Raw genomic sequence first — 19,025 nt, 5'->3', positions numbered from 1 at the left:
TTTCATAAAAAAACCAACTATTTTCGTAGTAAAACGAGCATAGTTGGTTTAAATGTTTATTTGTCGAAAAATTATTCAGCTTTATCTGGTACAACTTTATCTGTTTCAATTAAAGGTACTTTCATTTTTTTCAATTCTTGATATCGCTCTGAAGTTTGAACACCGTATACTTGATAACGAATTCCAGAAACATTGAGTTTCTCAATGACCGCTTCATCCGCAATATCATTAGCTACAGATAATAATGCGTTTTTATATGATTTAATTTTTTTATCTCTTTAGGAATATCTTCTTTTTTATCACATAACCATGAGACAGTAGCATCTGGATACTTTTGAATCACAAAATTTCGACTTGGCTCATCACTAATCACAAAAAAGCTTCGATCATAAATTTCATATTTTTTTAAGATGTCCATAACATTTTTAACAAAATGTCCATCTAACCAGTTTCCTTTAGATCCATCAACATTAACCATCAATCCATTATTTGCAGCTGCTTCAATTGCTTCTTCAAACGTCGGAATTTTTATTGATGTGTTTTCATATTTAGGATAACTAGCCGTTTTTATACTTAATTTTTTTAATTGTTTCATGGTAAATTTTTCTGATCTTCCCTGTCCATTCGTTGTTCTATCCAATGTATTGTCATGCATTAAATATAATTGACCATCTTTATTGCTACGAACATCAATTTCTACACCATTATAATTCTGGTTAGCTGCTTCATTAATTGCTTCAACAGTATTTTCTGGAGCTTTATTATGATCTCCACGATGAGCTATAATTTGTGTCTGGTTTTTAGGTAATAAACGTTCAACAGAACTATTAGCACAACCAGTTAATAGAAATACCCCTACTATCAGATATTTTGCGATTTTATTCACTTATCCACACAACTCCCTTACTTATTAAAAGAAAAAGTACAATAGCCATTGGCATTTTGTACTTTTCAAAAAAATTATTCAGCTTTTTTCTTTTTCTTGCTTGCTTTTTCGCGTTCGTTTTTGTTAAGAATTTGTTTTCTTAAACGGATGCTTTCTGGTGTTACTTCACAGTATTCATCTTCATTCAAGAATTCTAATGATTCTTCTAACGTTAATTTTTTCGGTTTTTTAATGACTGATGTTTGGTCTTTCGTTGCCGAACGAACGTTAGTCATTTGTTTAGCTTTTGTGATGTTCACAGTTAAATCATTGTCGCGGTTGTTTTCCCCAACAATCATTCCTTCGTAAACTTCTGTCGTTGGTTCAACGAAAACTGTACCACGTTCTTCAATACTCATGATTGAGTAAGTCGTTGCTTTACCAGTATCGATTGAAACTAGCGCACCTTGATGACGGCCGCCAATCGTTCCTTGAATCATTGGTAAGTATTGATCGAAGGTGTGGTTCATAATACCATACCCACGAGTCATTGATAAGAATTCTGTTGAATAACCAATTAAGCCACGAGCTGGTGCTAAGAAGATTAAACGCATTTGTCCGTTACCGGCATTAATCATATCTTGCATTTCGCCTTTACGTAAACTTAGTGATTCAATCACGCTACCCATGTATTCTTCAGGTGTGTCAATTTGAACACGTTCAAATGGTTCACATTTAACCCCGTCAATTTCACGCTCAATAACTTCTGGACGAGAAACTTGTAATTCATAGCCTTCACGACGCATGTTTTCAATTAAAATTGATAAATGCAATTCGCCACGGCCTGATACAGTCCAAGAATCTGGGCCAATTGGATCAACACGTAAAGATACGTCTGTTTGTAACTCAGCCATTAAACGTTCTTCGATTTTACGAGCGGTAATGTATTTTCCTTCACGTCCCGCAAATGGAGAATTGTTAACTAAGAAAGTCATTTGTAAGGTTGGCTCATCAATGTGTAGAATTGGTAATGCTTCTTGATTGTGAACATCTACAACTGTTTCCCCAACGAAAATGTCTTCCATTCCGGAAACGGCAATTAAATCGCCCGCTTTTGCTTCATCAATTTCCACACGTTGTAAGCCAAAGAAACCTAAAATTTTCGTTACACGGAAATTTTTCACGCTGCCATCTAATTTCATCAACGCAACTTGGTCGCCGACTTTCATTGTGCCACGGAACACACGGCCAATCCCAATACGTCCAACGTAATCGTTGTAGTCTAGTAATGAGACTTGGAATTGAAGTGGTTCGTCTGAATTGTCAACTGGGGCTGGCACATGTTCAATAATTTTATCAAAAATTGGGGCCATTGTTGGCTCTTGATCTGCTGGATCATCTGATTCACTTGAAGTTCCGTTTAAAGCAGAAGCATAAACAACTGGGAAATCTAATTGATCGTCGTCTGCGCCTAATTCGATGAATAACTCTAAAACTTCATCTACTACGTGTTCAGGACGAGCAGAAGGTTTGTCAATTTTATTAACAACCACGATTGGTGTTACTTTTTGTTCTAATGCTTTTTTCAATACGAAACGTGTTTGAGGCATTGTTCCTTCATACGCATCGACAACTAAAACAACACCGTCTACCATTTTCATGATACGTTCTACTTCACCACCGAAGTCCGCGTGTCCTGGTGTATCTAGAATGTTGATACGTGTACCGTTATAATCTACGGCTGTATTTTTTGCTAAGATAGTAATTCCACGTTCACTTTCAAGTGCATTGGAATCCATTGCACGTTCTTGTAATTGTGTGTGTCCATCTAAAGTGTCAGATTGTTTTAAAAGTTCATCTACTAAGGTTGTTTTACCATGGTCAACGTGGGCGATAATTGCCACGTTACGAATATCATCTCTGTATTTCAATTTAATTGCTCCTTATCTATATACGCTTATGTTACTTAAGTCCATAAAAGCCGACTGCTTATTATAGCAAACTTTTTTCATTAAAAAAAGGCTTTCGCCTGCAAAAATAATGAAAGTTTTAGAAATTATTCGGCTTTTTCTGAAAACAAGGACATTTTTTTACAAATTTTTCTCTTTTAAAAGAGGAAGAGCCTTACCTTTCAGCAACGCTCTTCTTTGATTATTCCGATTCATTTAAATATCGGGTAAATACTTCATCATAGGTTTCAGGAGTTGCTGCAATAAAGTATTCACGACCCGCAAAAGTTAATGGTTTTCCTGTAATACCAGAGTATTTAAACCCAAATTCTTCCAAAAGTACTAAGCCTGCTGCATAATCCCAAGGACTTAGATTAGATAAATAGCCATGATGGTTGCCTTTTAACATAGCAATAATTTCCAAACCTGCACAACCGCTAATACGCACGCCCATACTTGCTTGTCCGATTTCCGTTGCGTAATGAATATTTTTTCCATGCATGTAAGCATTCATGCCCCATAATCCATCTGCCAAGGCTTTCATAGTAGGCGCTTTTAATAATTGATTATTCCGATAAACGCCAAGCCCTTTGCCGCCCCAATAAAGTTCTTCTCGCATCACATCATAGATAAAACCTAATTTACCAATGCCGTCTTCATAAACAGCTAACATAATACAAAAATTTTCTCTTTCCATCACGAAATTCATTGTGCCATCAATCGGATCGATGATCCACACGCGACCAGCAAAACTTTTTAAAGTATTGTAGCCTTTTTCTTCCCCTAAAATTTGATCTTCGGGAAAATTTGTTTGAATTTTATTCATTAAAAATTCTTGGGTTTGTTCATCCATATTTGTCACTAAATCGGTGCGGCCATTTTTCTGTTGAACGGTTAACTCTGATTCCAAGTTCATTCGAATCACATCGGCTGCTTCAAAAAGCCAACTTTGAATTGTTTGAACAAATTTTTGCGTTTCAGTCATCTAATCATCCCCCAGCTTTAATTTACCGCTTCCCTGTTTTTTAGCTTGTTGAAGCGTACGATATAACGAATATCCTGAAGCATTTTCAAATTCACGACCTAAGCGTTTTTCTTCGCCGATACTTTTAACGACCGTTTTAAATTGTTGATAAGTTGTTAAAAATTTGTCAACAGGCAAGCCTGTTTCGTTGGCTTGCTCAACTGCTGTCCACATATTAGTGACAATCACCATTTCCTCTGTCGTCCAATCTAAATCTAATGGATATTGATAGTCTTTCATGTCTTCACCTCATCTTCTCTAGTTTAGCATATTTTCATAAAAAAACATCTTATTTACGTCGATTTTTTAATGCATTAAAGAGAGGATATTCTGCTGTTCCTTTGCGATACAAACTTTGTTGCGAAGCATAAATACCGCTATTTCCTGAACACATAAAACTGATTAAGCAGACCATGAAAAAATAGACTGCCGCTTCACTACCAAATAGTTCAATGCCCATAATGAAACAAGCAATCGGCGTATTCGTGGCGCCAGAAAAAACACCAATAAATCCTAAACCTGCTAAAAAAGGAATTGACAGATGTAACAAAGGGGCCAAAGAACTCCCTAACGTAGCCCCAATTTCAAACAATGGCGTCACTTCTCCTCCTTGGAATCCGGCACCCAAGGATAACACCGTAAAGAATAATTTCCCAACAAAATCAAAAGGCTGCGCATTGCCTGCAAAAGCATCTTCTAGTAAAGGTAAACTCAAGCCTAAATAACGTTGGTTGTTTAAGACGAGCACAAACAGAACGACAATGGCAGCGCCAAGAAACGCACGAAGGTAGACATTAGCAAACCAATTTGCGTAGGCCTTTTTTAAAAAGACAATGGAACGACTAAAAACCCAACCTGCCAAGCCAAAACAAATCGATGCCAAAAATAATTTTACGAATAGATCAACCGACCAAGTCGGAATTTTGCCCATCGGATAATGCGTATGTGTTACACCAAAACTTTCAGTCACAAAATTAGCAAATAAGCCTGCAAAAAAACTTGGGAAAAGTGCCTCTGCACGAACTTTTCCAATCGCCAAAACTTCTAATCCGAAAACCGTTCCCGCTAATGGTGTGCCAAAAACAGAACTAAAACCTGCACTAATTCCGCTAATAATAATTACTTGTCGTTCCAAAGCGGACAGTTTAAAGACTTTTCCTACAGCATTTGCGATTGCGCCCCCCATTTGCACCGCCGTCCCTTCACGACCAACAGAACCACCAAATAAGTGCGTAGTAATCGTGCCAAACAATGTTAAAGGAATTAAGCGTAAGGGAATATCTTCTTCCCCGCCATTGCCTTGTTCAATCACTAAGTTATTTCCTCGGCTAGCATTTTTCCCAAAACGCGTATAGAAATACGTAAAAACGACACCGCTAATGGGGAGGATAAAGAGTAACCAAGGATTTGCTAAACGAACATCTGTTACATAGGTAAGACTCTTTAAGAAAAAGGCGGATAACGCCCCCATAAATAAACCAATAATTGCGGTAATGAGCAACCATTTTGCCATATAACCGCTGATTGATAGTAGTTGCTTTGTTTCTTTTTTCACTTTACATGCTCCTTTACAATTTTCTTATCGCCAATCCTAGCGTACAGAAAAAGCCTACCAAAGGGTACACTTCTCCCGTTTGGTAGGCGTCATTAATTTATTCGTCCAATAAATAGTTCGTGGTGAACACCATCACCATGTTGCTATTAAACTATTAAAAATAATACCACGCAACTCTGGAAAGTGCAATAGAAGAATAACTCATTACCTTTAACAACCTTTACGTGTCTTTTTAGACACTAGCTCATTAAAAAAAATAACCATGATTTCTTCGCTTTCCAAATCTAACAACTTAGAAATCAATTTAATATCTGAAGCTTTAAATACAACCTCTCCTTTTAATTTCTTATAAATTGTTGAAGCTGAGATTGGTTGACCTGCAGCGGTCATTTCACTTGCTAACCATTCAACATTTTTCCCTTTTAATTTCAATTTTGAATGAATTAAATTTGATTCCATTTTACTCCCCCTTTTCACCCCTTTTTAGTGTCTTATTAGACACTGGAAGTATATCATTTTGTGAAAAAACCGTCAATATATGCCGATTCAATAGTTATTTATCACTCTATGTATAGAGTAAAACATGTTTCTTTTGCGACACTTTTTGTGCTAGAATGTTTTTACGGAGGTGGTTTTTTTGAAAGAAAATTTTTTGAAGCAAAAACGGATGGAGAAAAATCTTACATTAGAACAAGTTGGAAATTTTGTTGGTGTTGGAAAAAGTACCGTCAGGAAATGGGAAACTGGAATGATTGAAAATATGGGGAGGGATAAAATTGTCGCCTTATCTAAAATTTTAGATGTATCACCTCTTGAAATCTTAGGTATTCCTGAAACGGAAGAAACGCCATTTGTTGTCCCAACCAATATTATGAACATATACAAACAGTTAACAACTGAAAATCAAGAAGCAGTCTATCGATATGCTCAAAAGAAATTAACAGAACAAAATTACTTTTAATATTTATTTTAAATAGATGAATGCTAGACTTTTTAGTCAACGTCAAACAAAAAAAGCTTATCCTTACGGATAAGCTTTTTATTAGATTGACTGTTGGCCAAAATACTGACGCCATTTGGTTTTCATGGCTGTCGTCATCGGCAACGCCGCTTCTTTCACAGCACAATATTTGTCAACAAAGGTTACAATGTAACTTTCTTTGTATTTTGGTGGTGCAATAGTTGCGCCCCACATATGTTTAATAATAATGTCTCGTTCTAAATCAGACAACTCTGTAATTTTTTCAGCATTTTTGGCTGCAATTCGTGGATGAACATAGGCATGAGAGCCTTCGTCAAACTTTGTTGTGCGCCAATCATAGTAAAACAAATCATGTAATAAACCAGCACGAGCTGTTGCACGAGCATTGCCGTTCCAACGCTTTGCTAATTTATAGCTATGATAGGAAACACTAATTGAATGTTCTAAACGAGTTGAATGCATATGTTGTGTGTATTCTGCTAATTTTTGGACTTCTTCGGTTGCTAATAAATCTTCTACATAAGAAAGATATTCTTCGTCTTCACGCCATTTTTCTGTCATATAATTGGGTGCCACCTTTTCTAATCCTTTTATAACTTGACTCGAGTATAGCACCCCAGCTATTTAATTACTATGAATTTCTCAATCTGTAACTTAACTTTAATATTTGCTTAATAAGTTTAGCGTTCAACGCAGTAAAATTTTCACAAAAACTTCTACATTTCTTCTGGTGCATGTAACCCTAGTAAACGTAAATCTTCTTTTAAAACAGTAGCTACTGCATAAACTAACGCTAAGCGTGCCTCTTTTTGAGCATCTTCATCCAAAATCCGAACATGGGCATAATATTTATTGAACGCTTGTGCTAAATGAATGCTATGTTTCGCAATAACAGATGGTTCATATTTTTCAGCAGCTTGCATCACAGTTTCAGGGAATTTTTGTAACAACTTCACGACTTCCCAGCTGTCCTTGTCATTTAGTGCATAACGTTGTGTAGCGTCTGGTGTAAAGTTTGCTTTACGTAAAATACTCATCGCACGAGCATGCGTATATTGAACATATGGGCCAGTTTCACCTTCAAAACGAACAACTTCATCTAATACAAAATCGAAATTATTTAGACGATCATTTTTAAGGTCATGGAAAATAACTGCACCTACACCCACTTGTTTCGCCACTTCTTCACGATTTGCTAAGTCTGGATTTTTCTCGTTAATTTGATTTCCTGCTAAAGTAACAGCTTCATTCAATACTTCTTCTAATAAAACAATTTTCCCTTTACGTGTGGATAATTTTTTACCGCCTTGAGTAATTAAACCAAACGGAATGTGTTCCATATCATCTGACCAGTCAAACCCTAGTTCTTTCAAGACTGCTTTTAATTGTTTGAAGTGATTGCTTTGTTCGTTGCCGACTACATAAAGTGATTTGGCAAAATCATACGTCCGTTTACGGTAAAGCGCAGCAGCTAAATCCCGTGTGATATATAACGTCGCACCATCTGATTTACGAATAAGTGCTGGATTTAAATTATATTCTGTCAAATCAACAATTTCTGCACCTTGATTTTCTGTTAATAAATGTTTTTCTTCTAATAAAGTAACAATTTCATCCATTTTATCATTATAAAAGGCTTCGCCATTGTATGAATCAAATTCAACTTCTAACATGGAATAGATTTTATCAAATTCTTTTAGAGACTCGCTACGGAACCATTTCCATAATTCATTGGCTTCTTGGTCTCCTTCTTCTAATTTTTTAAACCAAGCACGTGCTTCGTCTTCTAATTCTGGTTTTTCTTCTGCTTCTTCATGAAATTGTACATATAAGCGCAATAATTCATTAATTGGTTGTTGGCGGACTGCTTCTTCAGAACCCCATTTTTTATAAGCTACAATTAACTTACCAAACTGTGTACCCCAGTCACCTAAGTGGTTAATCCGAATTGGCTGATACCCAATTTTTTCTAAAATAAAGGCAATTGAATTCCCGATTACCGTAGAACGTAAGTGCCCCATAGAAATTGGTTTAGCAATGTTTGGTGAAGACATATCAATAGGAACATTGCCATTATTGCCAAAGGTACTGTTTCCGTAGTTGTTTTTTTCTTTGACTACTGCGCCAATGACAGCTTGACTGACTGCTTCTTTATTCATGAAAAAGTTTAAATAAGGTCCTACCACTTCAATTTTTTCAAAATTTGTGCCATCAATTTTTTCTGCTAATTCTGCTGCAATTTGTTGTGGTGCTTTACGATAAATTTTAGCTAATGAAAAGGCTGGAAAAGCAACATCTCCATGATCAACAGATTTAGGATTTTCCAATAATTGTTCGATTTGATCCATCGTTAATTCTTCATTTAAAACATCATGTAACGCTTTTGCTACGATTTCTTTGTTGTTCATAAGAACCCTCCTGATTAATTTGTAAGTATAAAAAAACAAAAACGTCTCTGACAAAACAAAATGATTTGTTTTGTCAGAGACGAGAATTTACCCGCGGTACCACTCTAATTGTCTATACTACTTGGATAGACCTGCTTCATCGATAACGGTGATTGCCGTCTGCTTTCAGCAGAATTCTAAAAGTGCGCTTCCTCATTCCGATCACTCTTGGCTCCCACCTTCCCAAGATCGCTAAGCTGACGTTGAAATAAGTACTCTCTTTATCATCGAATGTCATTGTTAAACTGGCTTCATTATAGCAAATTTTTGTCTAGCTGGCTAGCCTTCTTCACTAATTGTCATAAAACTAACGCTAGGTTCTGCATTTAAGTTATACGAAGCAAAGTGATTCTTTTCAGCTTCGATAAAGGCGGCAGCGCCAATCATCGCCGCGTTATCCCCACAAAGTTTTAATGGCGGAATAAGTAATGTCACTTCTGGTAATTGTTCACTGATTGCATATCTCATTGCTTCTCGTAATCCTTGATTCGCAGCAACGCCCCCAGCAATTAGCAATTGTTTAACAGGATATTCTTGACAAGCACGAATGGTTTTAGTCACTAATACTTCTACCACACTCGCCTGAAAACTTGCGGCTAAATCCTTTGTAGACAGTACTTCACCACGTTGCTCTGCATTATGAACCGTGTTAATAAACGCACTTTTCAAACCACTAAAGCTAAAGTCATAGTTATCCTCTTTTAGCATCGCCCGTGGAAATTGATAGGTATCTGTGCCTTCATGGGCCAAAGCATCAATCTCTTTACCACTAGGATAAGGCAACCCTAACACACGTCCGACTTTATCATACGCTTCACCAGCTGCATCATCACGTGTTTCACCAACAATTTCGAAAGAGCCATCTTCTTTCATGTAGACCAATTCCGTATGTCCTCCACTAACGAGTAAGGCCATCAATGGAAATTCGAGCGGTGCCACAAAACGGGCAGCATAAATGTGCCCAGCCATATGATTGACTGGAATAAGTGGTAATTGGTGCGCCCAAGCAAATGCTTTTGCTGCAGAAAGTCCTATTAATAAAGCACCAACTAACCCAGGCCCATAGGTCACAGCAACGCCACTAAGCTCTTCTGGTGTGACTTTTGCTTCTGTTAATGCTTCTTCAATACAGATCGTCACTTGTTCAACATGATGACGGCTCGCAACTTCCGGAACGACTCCACCAAAACGTTGATGGCTCTTAATTTGCGAAGCTACGATATTGGAAAGAATTTTGTCGCCATCTTCAATGACAGCCACACTTGTTTCATCACAGCTACTTTCCACAGCTAATAATAATTTACGTTCTTTTGTAAAAATTGTCATTGGGCTTCCTTCCTTAATTTCGCACACATTACAAAGGCATTTTCTTGCGGTTCTTTATAATAATTTTTTCGAACAGCTACTTTCCGAAAACCTGTTTTCTCATAAAGTTTTTGAGCTAATGTATTCGATTCTCTGACCTCTAAGAAAATTTGTGTAATGTCACGACTTTTAACATATTCTTTAAAAGCTTTCATTAATTGACAACCAATTCCTTGGTGTTGTTTCTGACCATTCACAACAACGTGACTAATTTCTGCTTCATCTAAAATAAAATGATAGGCAATATAACCTAACCACTGGCCATTTTCAACTAAAAAAAGATATTCGCTATTTTCCTGAGCAAAATCTTCCGCGAATTGTGTTTCTGTCCAAGGGGAGCCAGTTGTATAAGAAGAATTACTAAAACGCCATAATTCTTCACCAATATTTGCTACAGATATTTCTTTTTTTGTTACTAACATTTTTTCTTCACTCTTCTTTTAAATCAATTATCATTTCTAGTGCGTCTTCATTATTTTCGTCATAATAGCCTTTTTTCACCGTTTGTGAGACAAAGCCAATTTTTCGATATAAACGTTGGGCTTTAACATTACTCATTCGTACTTCTAGCGATAAGGTTTCACAACGATTTTTCTTGGCAAAAATTCGCGTTTCTTCTATTAAAGAACGACCTAAACCTAAGCCTTGGTATGCTGTATGGACAGCGACATTCGTAATGTGTGCATCCGTTCCTTGAATCCGACAACCAATAAAGCCAACTGCTTTTCCGTTAATTGCCGCTAACAAATAGAGATGCGGCGCTTTTGAGCCAAGTTCTGCCATGAAAGCAGACATCGTCCAAGGAAGTTCCCCAGCATAAACTTCACGTTCAATTGCTAGTAAATCCTTAATATCTTGGTAGGTGATTTCACGCAATTGAAATTCTTGCTGGTTCATTGCAATGGTTTTAGTTATATACCGTTGCCGTCTTTTTGTAAAGTATTTTGTCACAAAATTAAAGTTTTTCCACATAGCTTTCTCCATTAGGCGTGTGTGTCTTCAACCAATTTTCTTCCGCTTCTACTTTTTTCAAATACGCAGGTAAGAACCCATGAACATTTTCAACAGGTTCAGCCACACTACCTAACGCAGCCAAAACTGCAGCATTAGGAATTTGCCATTGCGGGACATCACAAATTTCTCCATGAGGAATGATTTGAGCTATTTCTTCAGTGAATTTTTCAACATCTTCACCAACAAAAAAAAGATTTGGTTCATTTTTTAGTTGTTCTAATAACTCCCGCAGGGAAATATGTTGGTCCGGTAACTCATTTTGCCACACGCCATCGACAAACCGATAAGCACCAGCATAGACGTTTTTACGACGCGCATCAAAAAGAGGCACAATTAAACCGGTTTGTCCAACACAATTGGCCGCTAACGTTTGTAGACTGGAAATGCCTACTAGCTCTTTCTTTAAAGTATAGGCCAATGTTTTGGCAGTCGTCACGCCTAAACGTAAGCCAGTGTATGATCCAGGTCCTTCTGCTACGACAAAACGATCAATTGCCGTTGGCACCAAGTTCAATTGACTCATCAAATAGTCAATTGCCGGCATTAATGTTAAGCTATGATTTCTTTTAACCGTTGCTGTATAACTTCCCAGAATTTTTTGATTTTCACACACAGCAATACTCAATGTTTGGTTAGATGTATCTATTGCTAAAATTCGCACACGAATCCCTTTCCTTCTACAATTTAGTCGCTTCATTGTAGCACACTTTCCTTTTTCTAAAAAGGGAAAACGAGGTTTCTTTTTACAGAAACCTCGTTTCGTTCATTTTCTCTTTTTATTTAATGGTTGCTTCTAAGTAATCAATTAATGGTTTACTGATATCTGTTGCAGAACCATTTTCTCCTGAATTTTCAACCATAATCATTGTTAAGAATTTATTGTTACTACGATCTAACGTTAGAAGGAAACTGTTTTCTTTGCCATCTGTATCTTGTTTATCTTTTATTTCAGCTGTTCCTGTTTTAGCAGCCAATGAGAAGTTCGGATTGTACATATTATAAACATAACCTGAAGGATCTTCCACACTACCTAAAAGATCTGTGGCAATTGTATTCGCTGCGTTGGCGCTGATTACATTGTCTTTTTTCTTCGTTTCTTTGTCTAAAACTAATTTTGGATAGACTAATGTTCCATTATTTTGGAAAACACTATACATGGTAGCTTGTTGGATTGGCGAAATTAACAATTGACCTTGACCATAGCCCGTATCTGCTAAAAGAATTTCAGAATTAAATTTATCTTCATTTGAAATTTGAGCAGGCGTCATGGCAATTGGTAAATCTAGTTCCTCACCGAAAATGAATTTATTAAGACCCGTTCTAAATTTGTCTTCTCCCATCCGTAATGTTTGTTGGGCAAAATAAATATTATCTGAATTAACTAAAGCGGTACGCAGATTGACTGGACTTGCTTCTTTTACACGTGTCGCAAAATAGCCGCCCCAAGATTTATCTTTTTGCCATTTCAAACCATTAATTTCTAGCTCTTCATCTGGCTTCAATGTCCCTGCATCTAAACCAATGGCACCGGTAATTGTTTTAAAGGTAGAGCCTGGTGCATAGCCTGTCGCAAAACGTGCTGTGAATGGTAAATCTTTGTTGTTATTGTAAGCATCATATTCTTTTTGAGAAATGCCATTGGCCATTTTATTAGGATCATACGAAGGTGAACTAACCGTTGCTAATAAATCGCCTTTTTGAGGATCGGTAATGACCGCACTACCAGGGCGTTTGTCAAATATAGCGAAGGCTTGTTGTTGTACGCCACTGTCAATCGTTAATTTAATCGTTTGACCATCTTTTTTCTCTTTGGTTTGTAAAGCTTTTTTGACATTCTCTTTGTCATCTAAAATAACTAGTGAGCCACCATCTTGCCCTCTTAATTCTTTATCAAACGCTCGTTCTAAGCCAGTTTTACCAATTACGCCCGTACTACTTAACTCTGGATTTTTTTCAATATCTTCTGCAGTAATGGTGCCCGTATACCCGATTAATTGCGCAGCTGCTTCCCCCAGCGGATAATAACGTGACTCTGTATCTTTTGTCGCAGCCCCTGTTGGTAATTCTGTCACTGGTTCAGAAGCGACTGTGATTGGTACAAAGGAGTCTGCTTGGACCCACCCTTGGCTTAACTTTTGATTGATTTCATCAACAGAAACGCCGAACTTATCACTAAAAGCTTTGATATTGGCTGTTTTTTCTGCGCCAGAACCGAGTTTGCCAGGCACTACGCCCACTTCGTCAAACACTTTGTTAATTGCTAGCCCACTACCATTACGATCGACAATTTCTCCACGTTTGGCATTATCTACTTGAATCGAAATTTTATCATTTCCTGACATATCTGGAAAAATTAAAGACGGCTTCCAAGCGATTTGGTAGGTATCGCCTTTCTTGGCGATACTTGATTGATAAGACAAATCTTTCATTTCGCCTAAAGGGGTACTCATCGATAATTTATAGGTAAATGTGTATTGATTGTCTTTCGCTTTTTTGACTTGAACATCACTAGCTTTGACTCCTTCAGCTTGAATCCCTGAATAAATTGCTTGGTATTTTTCAACAACAGATTTAGTATCATAGCCATTTTTCTTTAAGCTAGCTTCTTGAACAACGGACGGTAACTTATCAAATTCCTGTTTTGACAATACGTTTAAAAATGTAGTAGCTGTTTTCTTCGCTTCGGCTAATTCTTGTTTGGCTTGCCATTGACTATAAGCATAATACCCGCCACCGGCAGCAGCGATTAGAACCAAGGCAGAAACACCAAGAATAAGTGGTTTTTTTGAAGATTTTTTATTACGATTGCTTCGTTCCATTCAATAATCCCCTAACTATATAATATGTCTTTTCTTCTATTATACGTAACTTTTTTTAAAATGCTTGTGTTTCACCTATACTTTTTTTAATTTCTTAATAAAGTTTGATCAATTTTTTCCATTTCATCAGGCTTTCGTTGGATTTCTCTGCATTCATTGTGTGGTATACTAGCTGTAACAATTAGTTTTTTATTAGGAGGAATGAACATGGGACTTATTAAAGCAGCAACAAGTTCAGTTGGCGGTGGCTTGGCCGATCAATGGCTAGAGGTTATTGAACCTGATAATATGGGGGACACAACCGTCATGACAAAAGGTGTTTTTGTACGTAAAGATGATAAACGTGGTTCTAATCGTAAAGGAACGGACGATGTTTTAACAGATGGTTCTGTTGTACATGTCTATCCCAACATGATGATGCTTCTTGTCGATGGGGGCAAAATCATCGATTACACTGCTGAAGAAGGCTATTATACAGTCAAAAATGATTCTGCGCCTTCAATGTTTAACGGTTCTTTAAAAGATGCGATTGCAGAGACCTTCAGTCGTTTCAAATTTGGTGGCGTAACTCCACAAAAACAACAAGTTTTTTATATTAACTTGCAAGAAATTAAAGGCATTAAATTTGGAACACCTGCGCCATTAAACTATTTTGATAATTTTTATAATGCCGAACTTTTCTTACGTGCACACGGAAATTACTCAATTAAAATTACAGATCCTTTGCTATTTTATACCAATGCGATTCCTAAAAACCAAACGCAAGTAGATATTAATGATATTAATGAACAATATTTGGCAGAGTTCATTACAGCATTGCAAGCAGCAATCAATCAAATGTCTGCTGATGGACAACGTATTTCTTATGTTCCCTCAAAAAGTGTTGAATTAAGCAAATATATGCAAACTGCGCTTGATGAGGATTGGCGCACCAATCGCGGTATGGAAATTGTTTCTGTAGCAGTTGCGAGCATTTCTTATACAGATGATTCAACTAAATTAATCAACATGCGAAATGAAGGTGCTATGCTCAGCGATCCAGGTGTTCGCGAAGGCTATGTTCAAGGTTCCTTGGCTCGTGGTATGGAGGCTGCTGGTAAAAATGAAGGTGGCGCTATGAGCGGCTTTATGGGCGTTGGTATGGGCATGAATGCGAATGGCAACTACTTTGCGCAAGCGTCTCAAACAAACCAACAACAAATGCAAGAAAAACAAAACCAGCAAAACGCACAAGGGGCTACAGACACTTGGACTTGCCCACAATGTGGGACTGAAAACACTGGGAAGTTTTGTTCAAACTGTGGTACACCAAAACCAACAAACGAAAAACCAAAATTAGAAATGAAATGTAGTGAATGTAGCGAAATTGTTGACTTAAGTAATGGTATTCCTAAGTTCTGTCCACATTGTGGTAAACCATTCCAAGGGGTTCCTTTATAAGCAAGTAGTGAACAATTAAAGAAAAGGGTCAGGCACAAGTCTACCCTTTTTCTTTGAATCAGATTCCTGTTATTTACTCACTCTATTAGAAAGGACGGTTGCAATGGAAACAACATTTACCCATAAATGCCCCAACTGTGGCGGCCCGCTCTTATTTAATCCCAAAGATCAAAAATTTCATTGTGAATATTGTTTAAATATTTACACGGAAGAAGAAGTGACTCGTTATGAGCAACAGCAACATGAGGCGCATTTAGAGAATCCCTCAACAACGACTGCCGAGGAAAATTTGACTTTCACAGCGGAAGAAGAATCCTCCGCTACGCAACAAACAGAGACCACTGAGAATGAAACAACTGCAGATACAGGCACAATGGAAATTTTTAATTGTCCAAGCTGTGGCGCTCAAATTGTCACCGATGCAACAACAGCAGCCACATACTGTTATTATTGCCATAATCCAGTTGTCTTGGCTGGTCGATTAAGTGGCGAATTTTTACCAGAAAACGTCTTACCCTTTACAATTGAAAAAGACGAAGCGATTGAAAAATTTCTCGCTTGGACCAAGAAAAAATGGTTCATTCCCCGAGATTTTTTCAGCAAAAATCAAATCGATAAATTAACTGGGGTTTACTTCCCCTATTGGGTCGTTGATGCAGAAGTCGACGGACAACTGCAAGCTACTGGCACAAGTATTCGCATTTGGCGCGTAGGTGATATTGAATACACCGAAACAAAACGTTTCAATGTGGGACGTTCAGGAAAATTATCGTTTAAAGAATTAGTTAAAAATGCCTTGTCAAAAAACGTCCAACAAAAAATGGTGGAAGGCGTTCAACCATTTTTAATTGATCAAGCGGTGCCTTTCAAAAGCCAATACCTAGCAGGTTTCCAAGCAGAAAAACGCGATATTGAATATGAAGCAATCAAAAAACACGTCCAACAAGAATTACAAGATTATTCGGAATCATTGTTACGGGACTCTGCTTCTGGTTATACTACGTTGACAAATGTTCGCACGGATATTTCTCTAAACCAAGAAAATAATTACTATATGCTTTTGCCAATTTGGTTAGTCACCTATCGCAGTCAGGAACAATCAAAAAAAGTTTATTATTATGCCATGAATGGACAAACAGGTAAAGTAAGCGGTGTGCTTCCAATTAGTTACACTCGTTTAGGACTAGCAACGTTAGGCATTTTCGCTGGACTCTTAGCACTCTTTTTATTAGGAGGTTATTTCCTATGAAAAAACGACTTTTACCTATTTTTTTCCTAATACTTCTTACCTTTGGCCTTGCCCTACCCGTTTCGGCGGCTGAAAATTCAATTGATGATGACGCACAATTACTGACACCTGATCAAATCAACCAACTAAAACAAGAGATACAACCTTTAGAAGAAAAAACAAAAGCCTCTGTCTTTATTGTGACCACAAATAATAATACCTATGGCGATGAACAAGACTATGCAGATCATTATCTTTTAAATAAAGTTGGCAAGGACCAAAATGCGATTCTTTTTCTCATTGATATGGACTTACGGAAAGTCTACATCTCTACTTCTGGAAACATGATTGATTATATGACGGGTGCACGAATTGATGATACCTTAGATAAAGTAATGGATGGGATGAGTCAAGGAAATTATTTCGCGGCTGCTCAAACCTTTGTTCAGGAAACTCAAGCATTTGTTAATAAAGGGGTTCCTGGGGGACACTATCGTGTGGACAGCGAAACAGGTAAAATCACTCGTTATAAAGTCATTACCCCGCTGGAAATGGTAATTGCTTTTGCTGCTGCGCTGATACTCAGTTTGGTCTTCTTAGGCATTAATATTTCTAAATATCAATTAAAATTTTCAAGTTATCAATATCCCTTTAGGGAAAAAACAACTTTAAACTTAACCTCCCGCACAGATCAGTTAACCAACTCTTTCATCACTACGCGTCGTATTCCTAAAAACAATGGCGGCAGTGGCGGAATGGGCGGTGGTGGTAGCACCACCCACTCAACTGGCGGCGGCACATTCGGTGGTGGCGGTCGAAGTTTTTAGATTTTTCGCAGAAATACCAACTCCTATAAAGAGTGATAAAAACCAACCGATTGAACCAAAACTATCTGATTCACAAAAAAACTCATCTAGCACTATTGAAGACGTAATGGCTGAGTTAAGAAATTTAAAAATGTTAGTTGATGAAGGAATTCTAACAGAAGAAGAATTTCAACAAAAGAAACGGCAATTGCTTCAATTGGATTAATAAAAAAATCCTGAAAAGACTCGTCATCTTTTCAGGATTTTTTTCTTCTTGGTATTTTCCCATAATTCTTGATAAGGTATTTCATGGATATCACGGAAATAGGCTACTTCAAACTTTTCAAAATCAGTTGACTGGCAGTTGCCGGTTAAAACACCAATTCCTGCTTTGCCATGACACGTTCCCATAAAAACATCCACGAGCGAATCACCTACCATAATTACTTCTGTCGCCTTCAATTGACATGACTGACAAAAGGCTTGGAGCATGTCCGCATCTGGTTTCGGTAAGTAACGATCTCCTGTCGCAATAAAATCAAACATTTCTGTTAAACCAAGATATTCCATAATCAACATAGTCGCTGGCAAAGTATCTGAAGTTGCTAATCCAATTTTATAGTTCTTCCGTTTCAGCTCAAGAAATAACTGTTTTAAATCACCAATCGGTTCGATCTTTTTCAGATTTTTTCGTAAATAATCATAAAAAAATTGCTCCAGCCATCGACTGCTGATTCCCTGTTCGACTAATTCCTCAAATTGCGCCAATTCCTGATAAAGTTCCTGATAAAGGACTTCATCAAGTAAATGTTTTTGCAAAAAACGTTGCTCCTGAATAGCTAATATCTTTTTTATTTCTGCTGAATGATGAGGGGCTAACATACTTAGTGTTTCAAAACAAGCTTGCAAACCTGCTTGCCAAAGAGTGTCAAAACGAATACACGTACCATCTTTATCAAATAAAATTCCTCGATTTTCCATGAAAGAACACCTCAAAACGTTTGCTTTGCTTCCTATTTGTTTCTTCAAGTATACTAATCATTTATTTGATTTTGATATTCTTTTTGTATCATTTGTGTAAAAAAATATAAAAAAGCAACGAATTGAGCCGACCCCCAAAAGTTAGACCTAGAAATCTAACTTTTGGAGGTTTTTTTGTATGGCAAAATACAGTTTTGAATTTAAACTTAAACTTGTTCATGACTACTTATCTGGTCAAGGAGGTCTAAGGTTTCTCGCAAAGAAGTATGGGTTTAAAGATAGTTCTCAAATAAGCAAATGGATAAATGCCTATAAAGAACTTGGTGAAGAAGGCCTACTTCGCAGTCGAAAAAATAAGAATTACTCTGTTCAATTTAAGCTAGATGCGATAGAGTTATATTTAACAACAGAGTTGTCCTATCAAGAAGTAGCTAATCTTCTAAAAATGAACAATCCATCATTGATTGCGAATTGGCTTAGAACGTATCAGAAGTTTGGTATAGAGGGACTCTCTAAACAGAAAGGACGTCCACCTACCATGTCTAAAAAG

At 37.1% G+C, this 19,025-nt stretch carries 19 protein-coding genes, 1 pseudogene and 1 riboswitch; of the genes and pseudogenes, 6 read left to right on the top strand and 14 right to left on the bottom strand.

The features are described 5' to 3' along the window. Positions 1-232: 232 nt before the first annotated feature. The 6 genes and pseudogenes from KQI94_RS06210 to KQI94_RS06185 form a co-directional block, all read right to left on the bottom strand. Positions 233-886 (bottom strand): glycerophosphodiester phosphodiesterase family protein, encoded by a 654-nt coding sequence (locus KQI94_RS06210; RefSeq protein WP_002368955.1) that lies wholly within the window; start codon positions 884-886, stop codon positions 233-235. Between the two features lie 74 nt (positions 887-960). Then, the gene (typA, locus tag KQI94_RS06205; protein ID WP_002356682.1) at positions 961-2,796 is read right to left on the bottom strand and encodes a translational GTPase TypA; all 1,836 of its coding nucleotides are present in this window, start codon (positions 2,794-2,796) and stop codon (positions 961-963) included. Positions 2,797-3,016: 220 nt separating this feature from the next. Then, positions 3,017-3,799, bottom strand: coding sequence for an inositol monophosphatase family protein (locus KQI94_RS06200; RefSeq protein ID WP_002368954.1), 783 nt, complete (start codon positions 3,797-3,799; stop codon positions 3,017-3,019). Next, positions 3,800-4,078 (bottom strand): UPF0223 family protein, encoded by a 279-nt coding sequence (locus KQI94_RS06195; protein ID WP_002356679.1) that lies wholly within the window; start codon positions 4,076-4,078, stop codon positions 3,800-3,802. 49 nt (positions 4,079-4,127) lie between these two features. Continuing rightward, a complete protein-coding gene (locus tag KQI94_RS06190) occupies positions 4,128-5,393 on the bottom strand; it encodes a voltage-gated chloride channel family protein (protein WP_002368953.1) in 1,266 nt (421 codons plus the stop codon). Between the two features lie 76 nt (positions 5,394-5,469). Next, positions 5,470-5,539: riboswitch (Fluoride riboswitch) on the bottom strand. A gap of 64 nt (positions 5,540-5,603) precedes the next feature. Continuing rightward, positions 5,604-5,928 (bottom strand): annotated as a pseudogene (locus KQI94_RS06185) (hypothetical protein). A 93-nt stretch (positions 5,929-6,021) separates the two neighbouring features. Here KQI94_RS06185 and KQI94_RS06180 point away from each other — a divergent pair. After that, on the top strand, positions 6,022-6,354 hold the full coding sequence (locus tag KQI94_RS06180; protein WP_002368951.1) for a helix-turn-helix transcriptional regulator: 333 nt from the start codon (positions 6,022-6,024) through the stop codon (positions 6,352-6,354). 81 nt (positions 6,355-6,435) lie between these two features. Here the strand turns inward: KQI94_RS06180 and KQI94_RS06175 are convergent, their stop codons facing one another. The 7 genes from KQI94_RS06175 to KQI94_RS06145 form a co-directional block, all read right to left on the bottom strand. Further along, positions 6,436-6,936, bottom strand: coding sequence for an HD domain-containing protein (locus KQI94_RS06175; protein ID WP_002356666.1), 501 nt, complete (start codon positions 6,934-6,936; stop codon positions 6,436-6,438). 155 nt (positions 6,937-7,091) lie between these two features. Then, on the bottom strand, positions 7,092-8,783 hold the full coding sequence (gene argS, locus KQI94_RS06170) for an arginine--tRNA ligase (protein WP_002367081.1): 1,692 nt from the start codon (positions 8,781-8,783) through the stop codon (positions 7,092-7,094). A gap of 318 nt (positions 8,784-9,101) precedes the next feature. Continuing rightward, positions 9,102-10,148 (bottom strand): tRNA (adenosine(37)-N6)-threonylcarbamoyltransferase complex transferase subunit TsaD, encoded by a 1,047-nt coding sequence (tsaD, locus tag KQI94_RS06165; protein WP_002368949.1) that lies wholly within the window; start codon positions 10,146-10,148, stop codon positions 9,102-9,104. Further along, positions 10,145-10,609: a ribosomal protein S18-alanine N-acetyltransferase gene (rimI, locus tag KQI94_RS06160; protein ID WP_002359702.1), complete on the bottom strand. Its 465-nt coding sequence runs from the start codon at positions 10,607-10,609 to the stop codon at positions 10,145-10,147. The genes tsaD and rimI (KQI94_RS06160) overlap by 4 nt, the downstream gene beginning before the upstream one ends. Positions 10,610-10,616: 7 nt before the next feature. Then, complete coding sequence (gene rimI, locus KQI94_RS06155) at positions 10,617-11,171, bottom strand: ribosomal protein S18-alanine N-acetyltransferase (RefSeq protein WP_002385747.1); 555 nt, start codon at positions 11,169-11,171, stop codon at positions 10,617-10,619. After that, positions 11,143-11,862: a tRNA (adenosine(37)-N6)-threonylcarbamoyltransferase complex dimerization subunit type 1 TsaB gene (gene tsaB / locus KQI94_RS06150; protein WP_002368948.1), complete on the bottom strand. Its 720-nt coding sequence runs from the start codon at positions 11,860-11,862 to the stop codon at positions 11,143-11,145. The genes rimI (KQI94_RS06155) and tsaB overlap by 29 nt, the downstream gene beginning before the upstream one ends. 115 nt (positions 11,863-11,977) lie before the next feature. Continuing rightward, the gene (locus KQI94_RS06145; RefSeq protein ID WP_002368946.1) at positions 11,978-14,020 is read right to left on the bottom strand and encodes a penicillin-binding transpeptidase domain-containing protein; all 2,043 of its coding nucleotides are present in this window, start codon (positions 14,018-14,020) and stop codon (positions 11,978-11,980) included. Between the two features lie 207 nt (positions 14,021-14,227). Between KQI94_RS06145 and KQI94_RS06140 the strand changes: the two genes are divergently transcribed. The 4 genes from KQI94_RS06140 to KQI94_RS06125 all read left to right on the top strand — a co-directional run bounded on the left by KQI94_RS06140 (position 14,228) and on the right by KQI94_RS06125 (position 17,720). Continuing rightward, positions 14,228-15,460, top strand: a complete 1,233-nt coding sequence (locus KQI94_RS06140; RefSeq protein WP_002356656.1) for an SPFH domain-containing protein — start codon at positions 14,228-14,230, stop codon at positions 15,458-15,460. 103 nt (positions 15,461-15,563) lie between these two features. Beyond that, positions 15,564-16,709 carry a hypothetical protein gene (locus tag KQI94_RS06135; protein ID WP_002368945.1) on the top strand — a complete coding sequence of 382 codons (1,146 nt, stop codon included), beginning with the start codon at positions 15,564-15,566 and terminating at the stop codon, positions 16,707-16,709. Further along, positions 16,706-17,515: a TPM domain-containing protein gene (locus KQI94_RS06130; protein ID WP_002368944.1), complete on the top strand. Its 810-nt coding sequence runs from the start codon at positions 16,706-16,708 to the stop codon at positions 17,513-17,515. Before KQI94_RS06135 ends, KQI94_RS06130 begins: the two co-directional genes overlap by 4 nt. Continuing rightward, a complete protein-coding gene (locus tag KQI94_RS06125; RefSeq protein ID WP_025186767.1) occupies positions 17,493-17,720 on the top strand; it encodes an SHOCT domain-containing protein in 228 nt (75 codons plus the stop codon). The genes KQI94_RS06130 and KQI94_RS06125 overlap by 23 nt, the downstream gene beginning before the upstream one ends. Positions 17,721-17,743: 23 nt before the next feature. On the opposite strand, the gene KQI94_RS06120 is transcribed toward KQI94_RS06125, so the two are convergent. After that, positions 17,744-18,475, bottom strand: a complete 732-nt coding sequence (locus KQI94_RS06120; RefSeq protein WP_002390007.1) for an HAD family hydrolase — start codon at positions 18,473-18,475, stop codon at positions 17,744-17,746. A 178-nt stretch (positions 18,476-18,653) separates the two neighbouring features. On the opposite strand from KQI94_RS06120, the gene KQI94_RS06115 reads away from it, so the two are divergent. Further along, positions 18,654-19,025, top strand: a 372-nt coding sequence (locus tag KQI94_RS06115; protein WP_216454338.1) for a helix-turn-helix domain-containing protein, incomplete at its 3' end; no start/stop codon positions are given.

The sequence above is a fragment of the Enterococcus sp. S183_ASV_20 genome (assembly GCF_018919685.1).
Taxonomy (GTDB): domain Bacteria; phylum Bacillota; class Bacilli; order Lactobacillales; family Enterococcaceae; genus Enterococcus; species Enterococcus faecalis.
The sequence above is the reverse complement of the archived record's forward strand: the minus strand, read 5'-3'. Positions and strand labels throughout refer to the sequence as shown.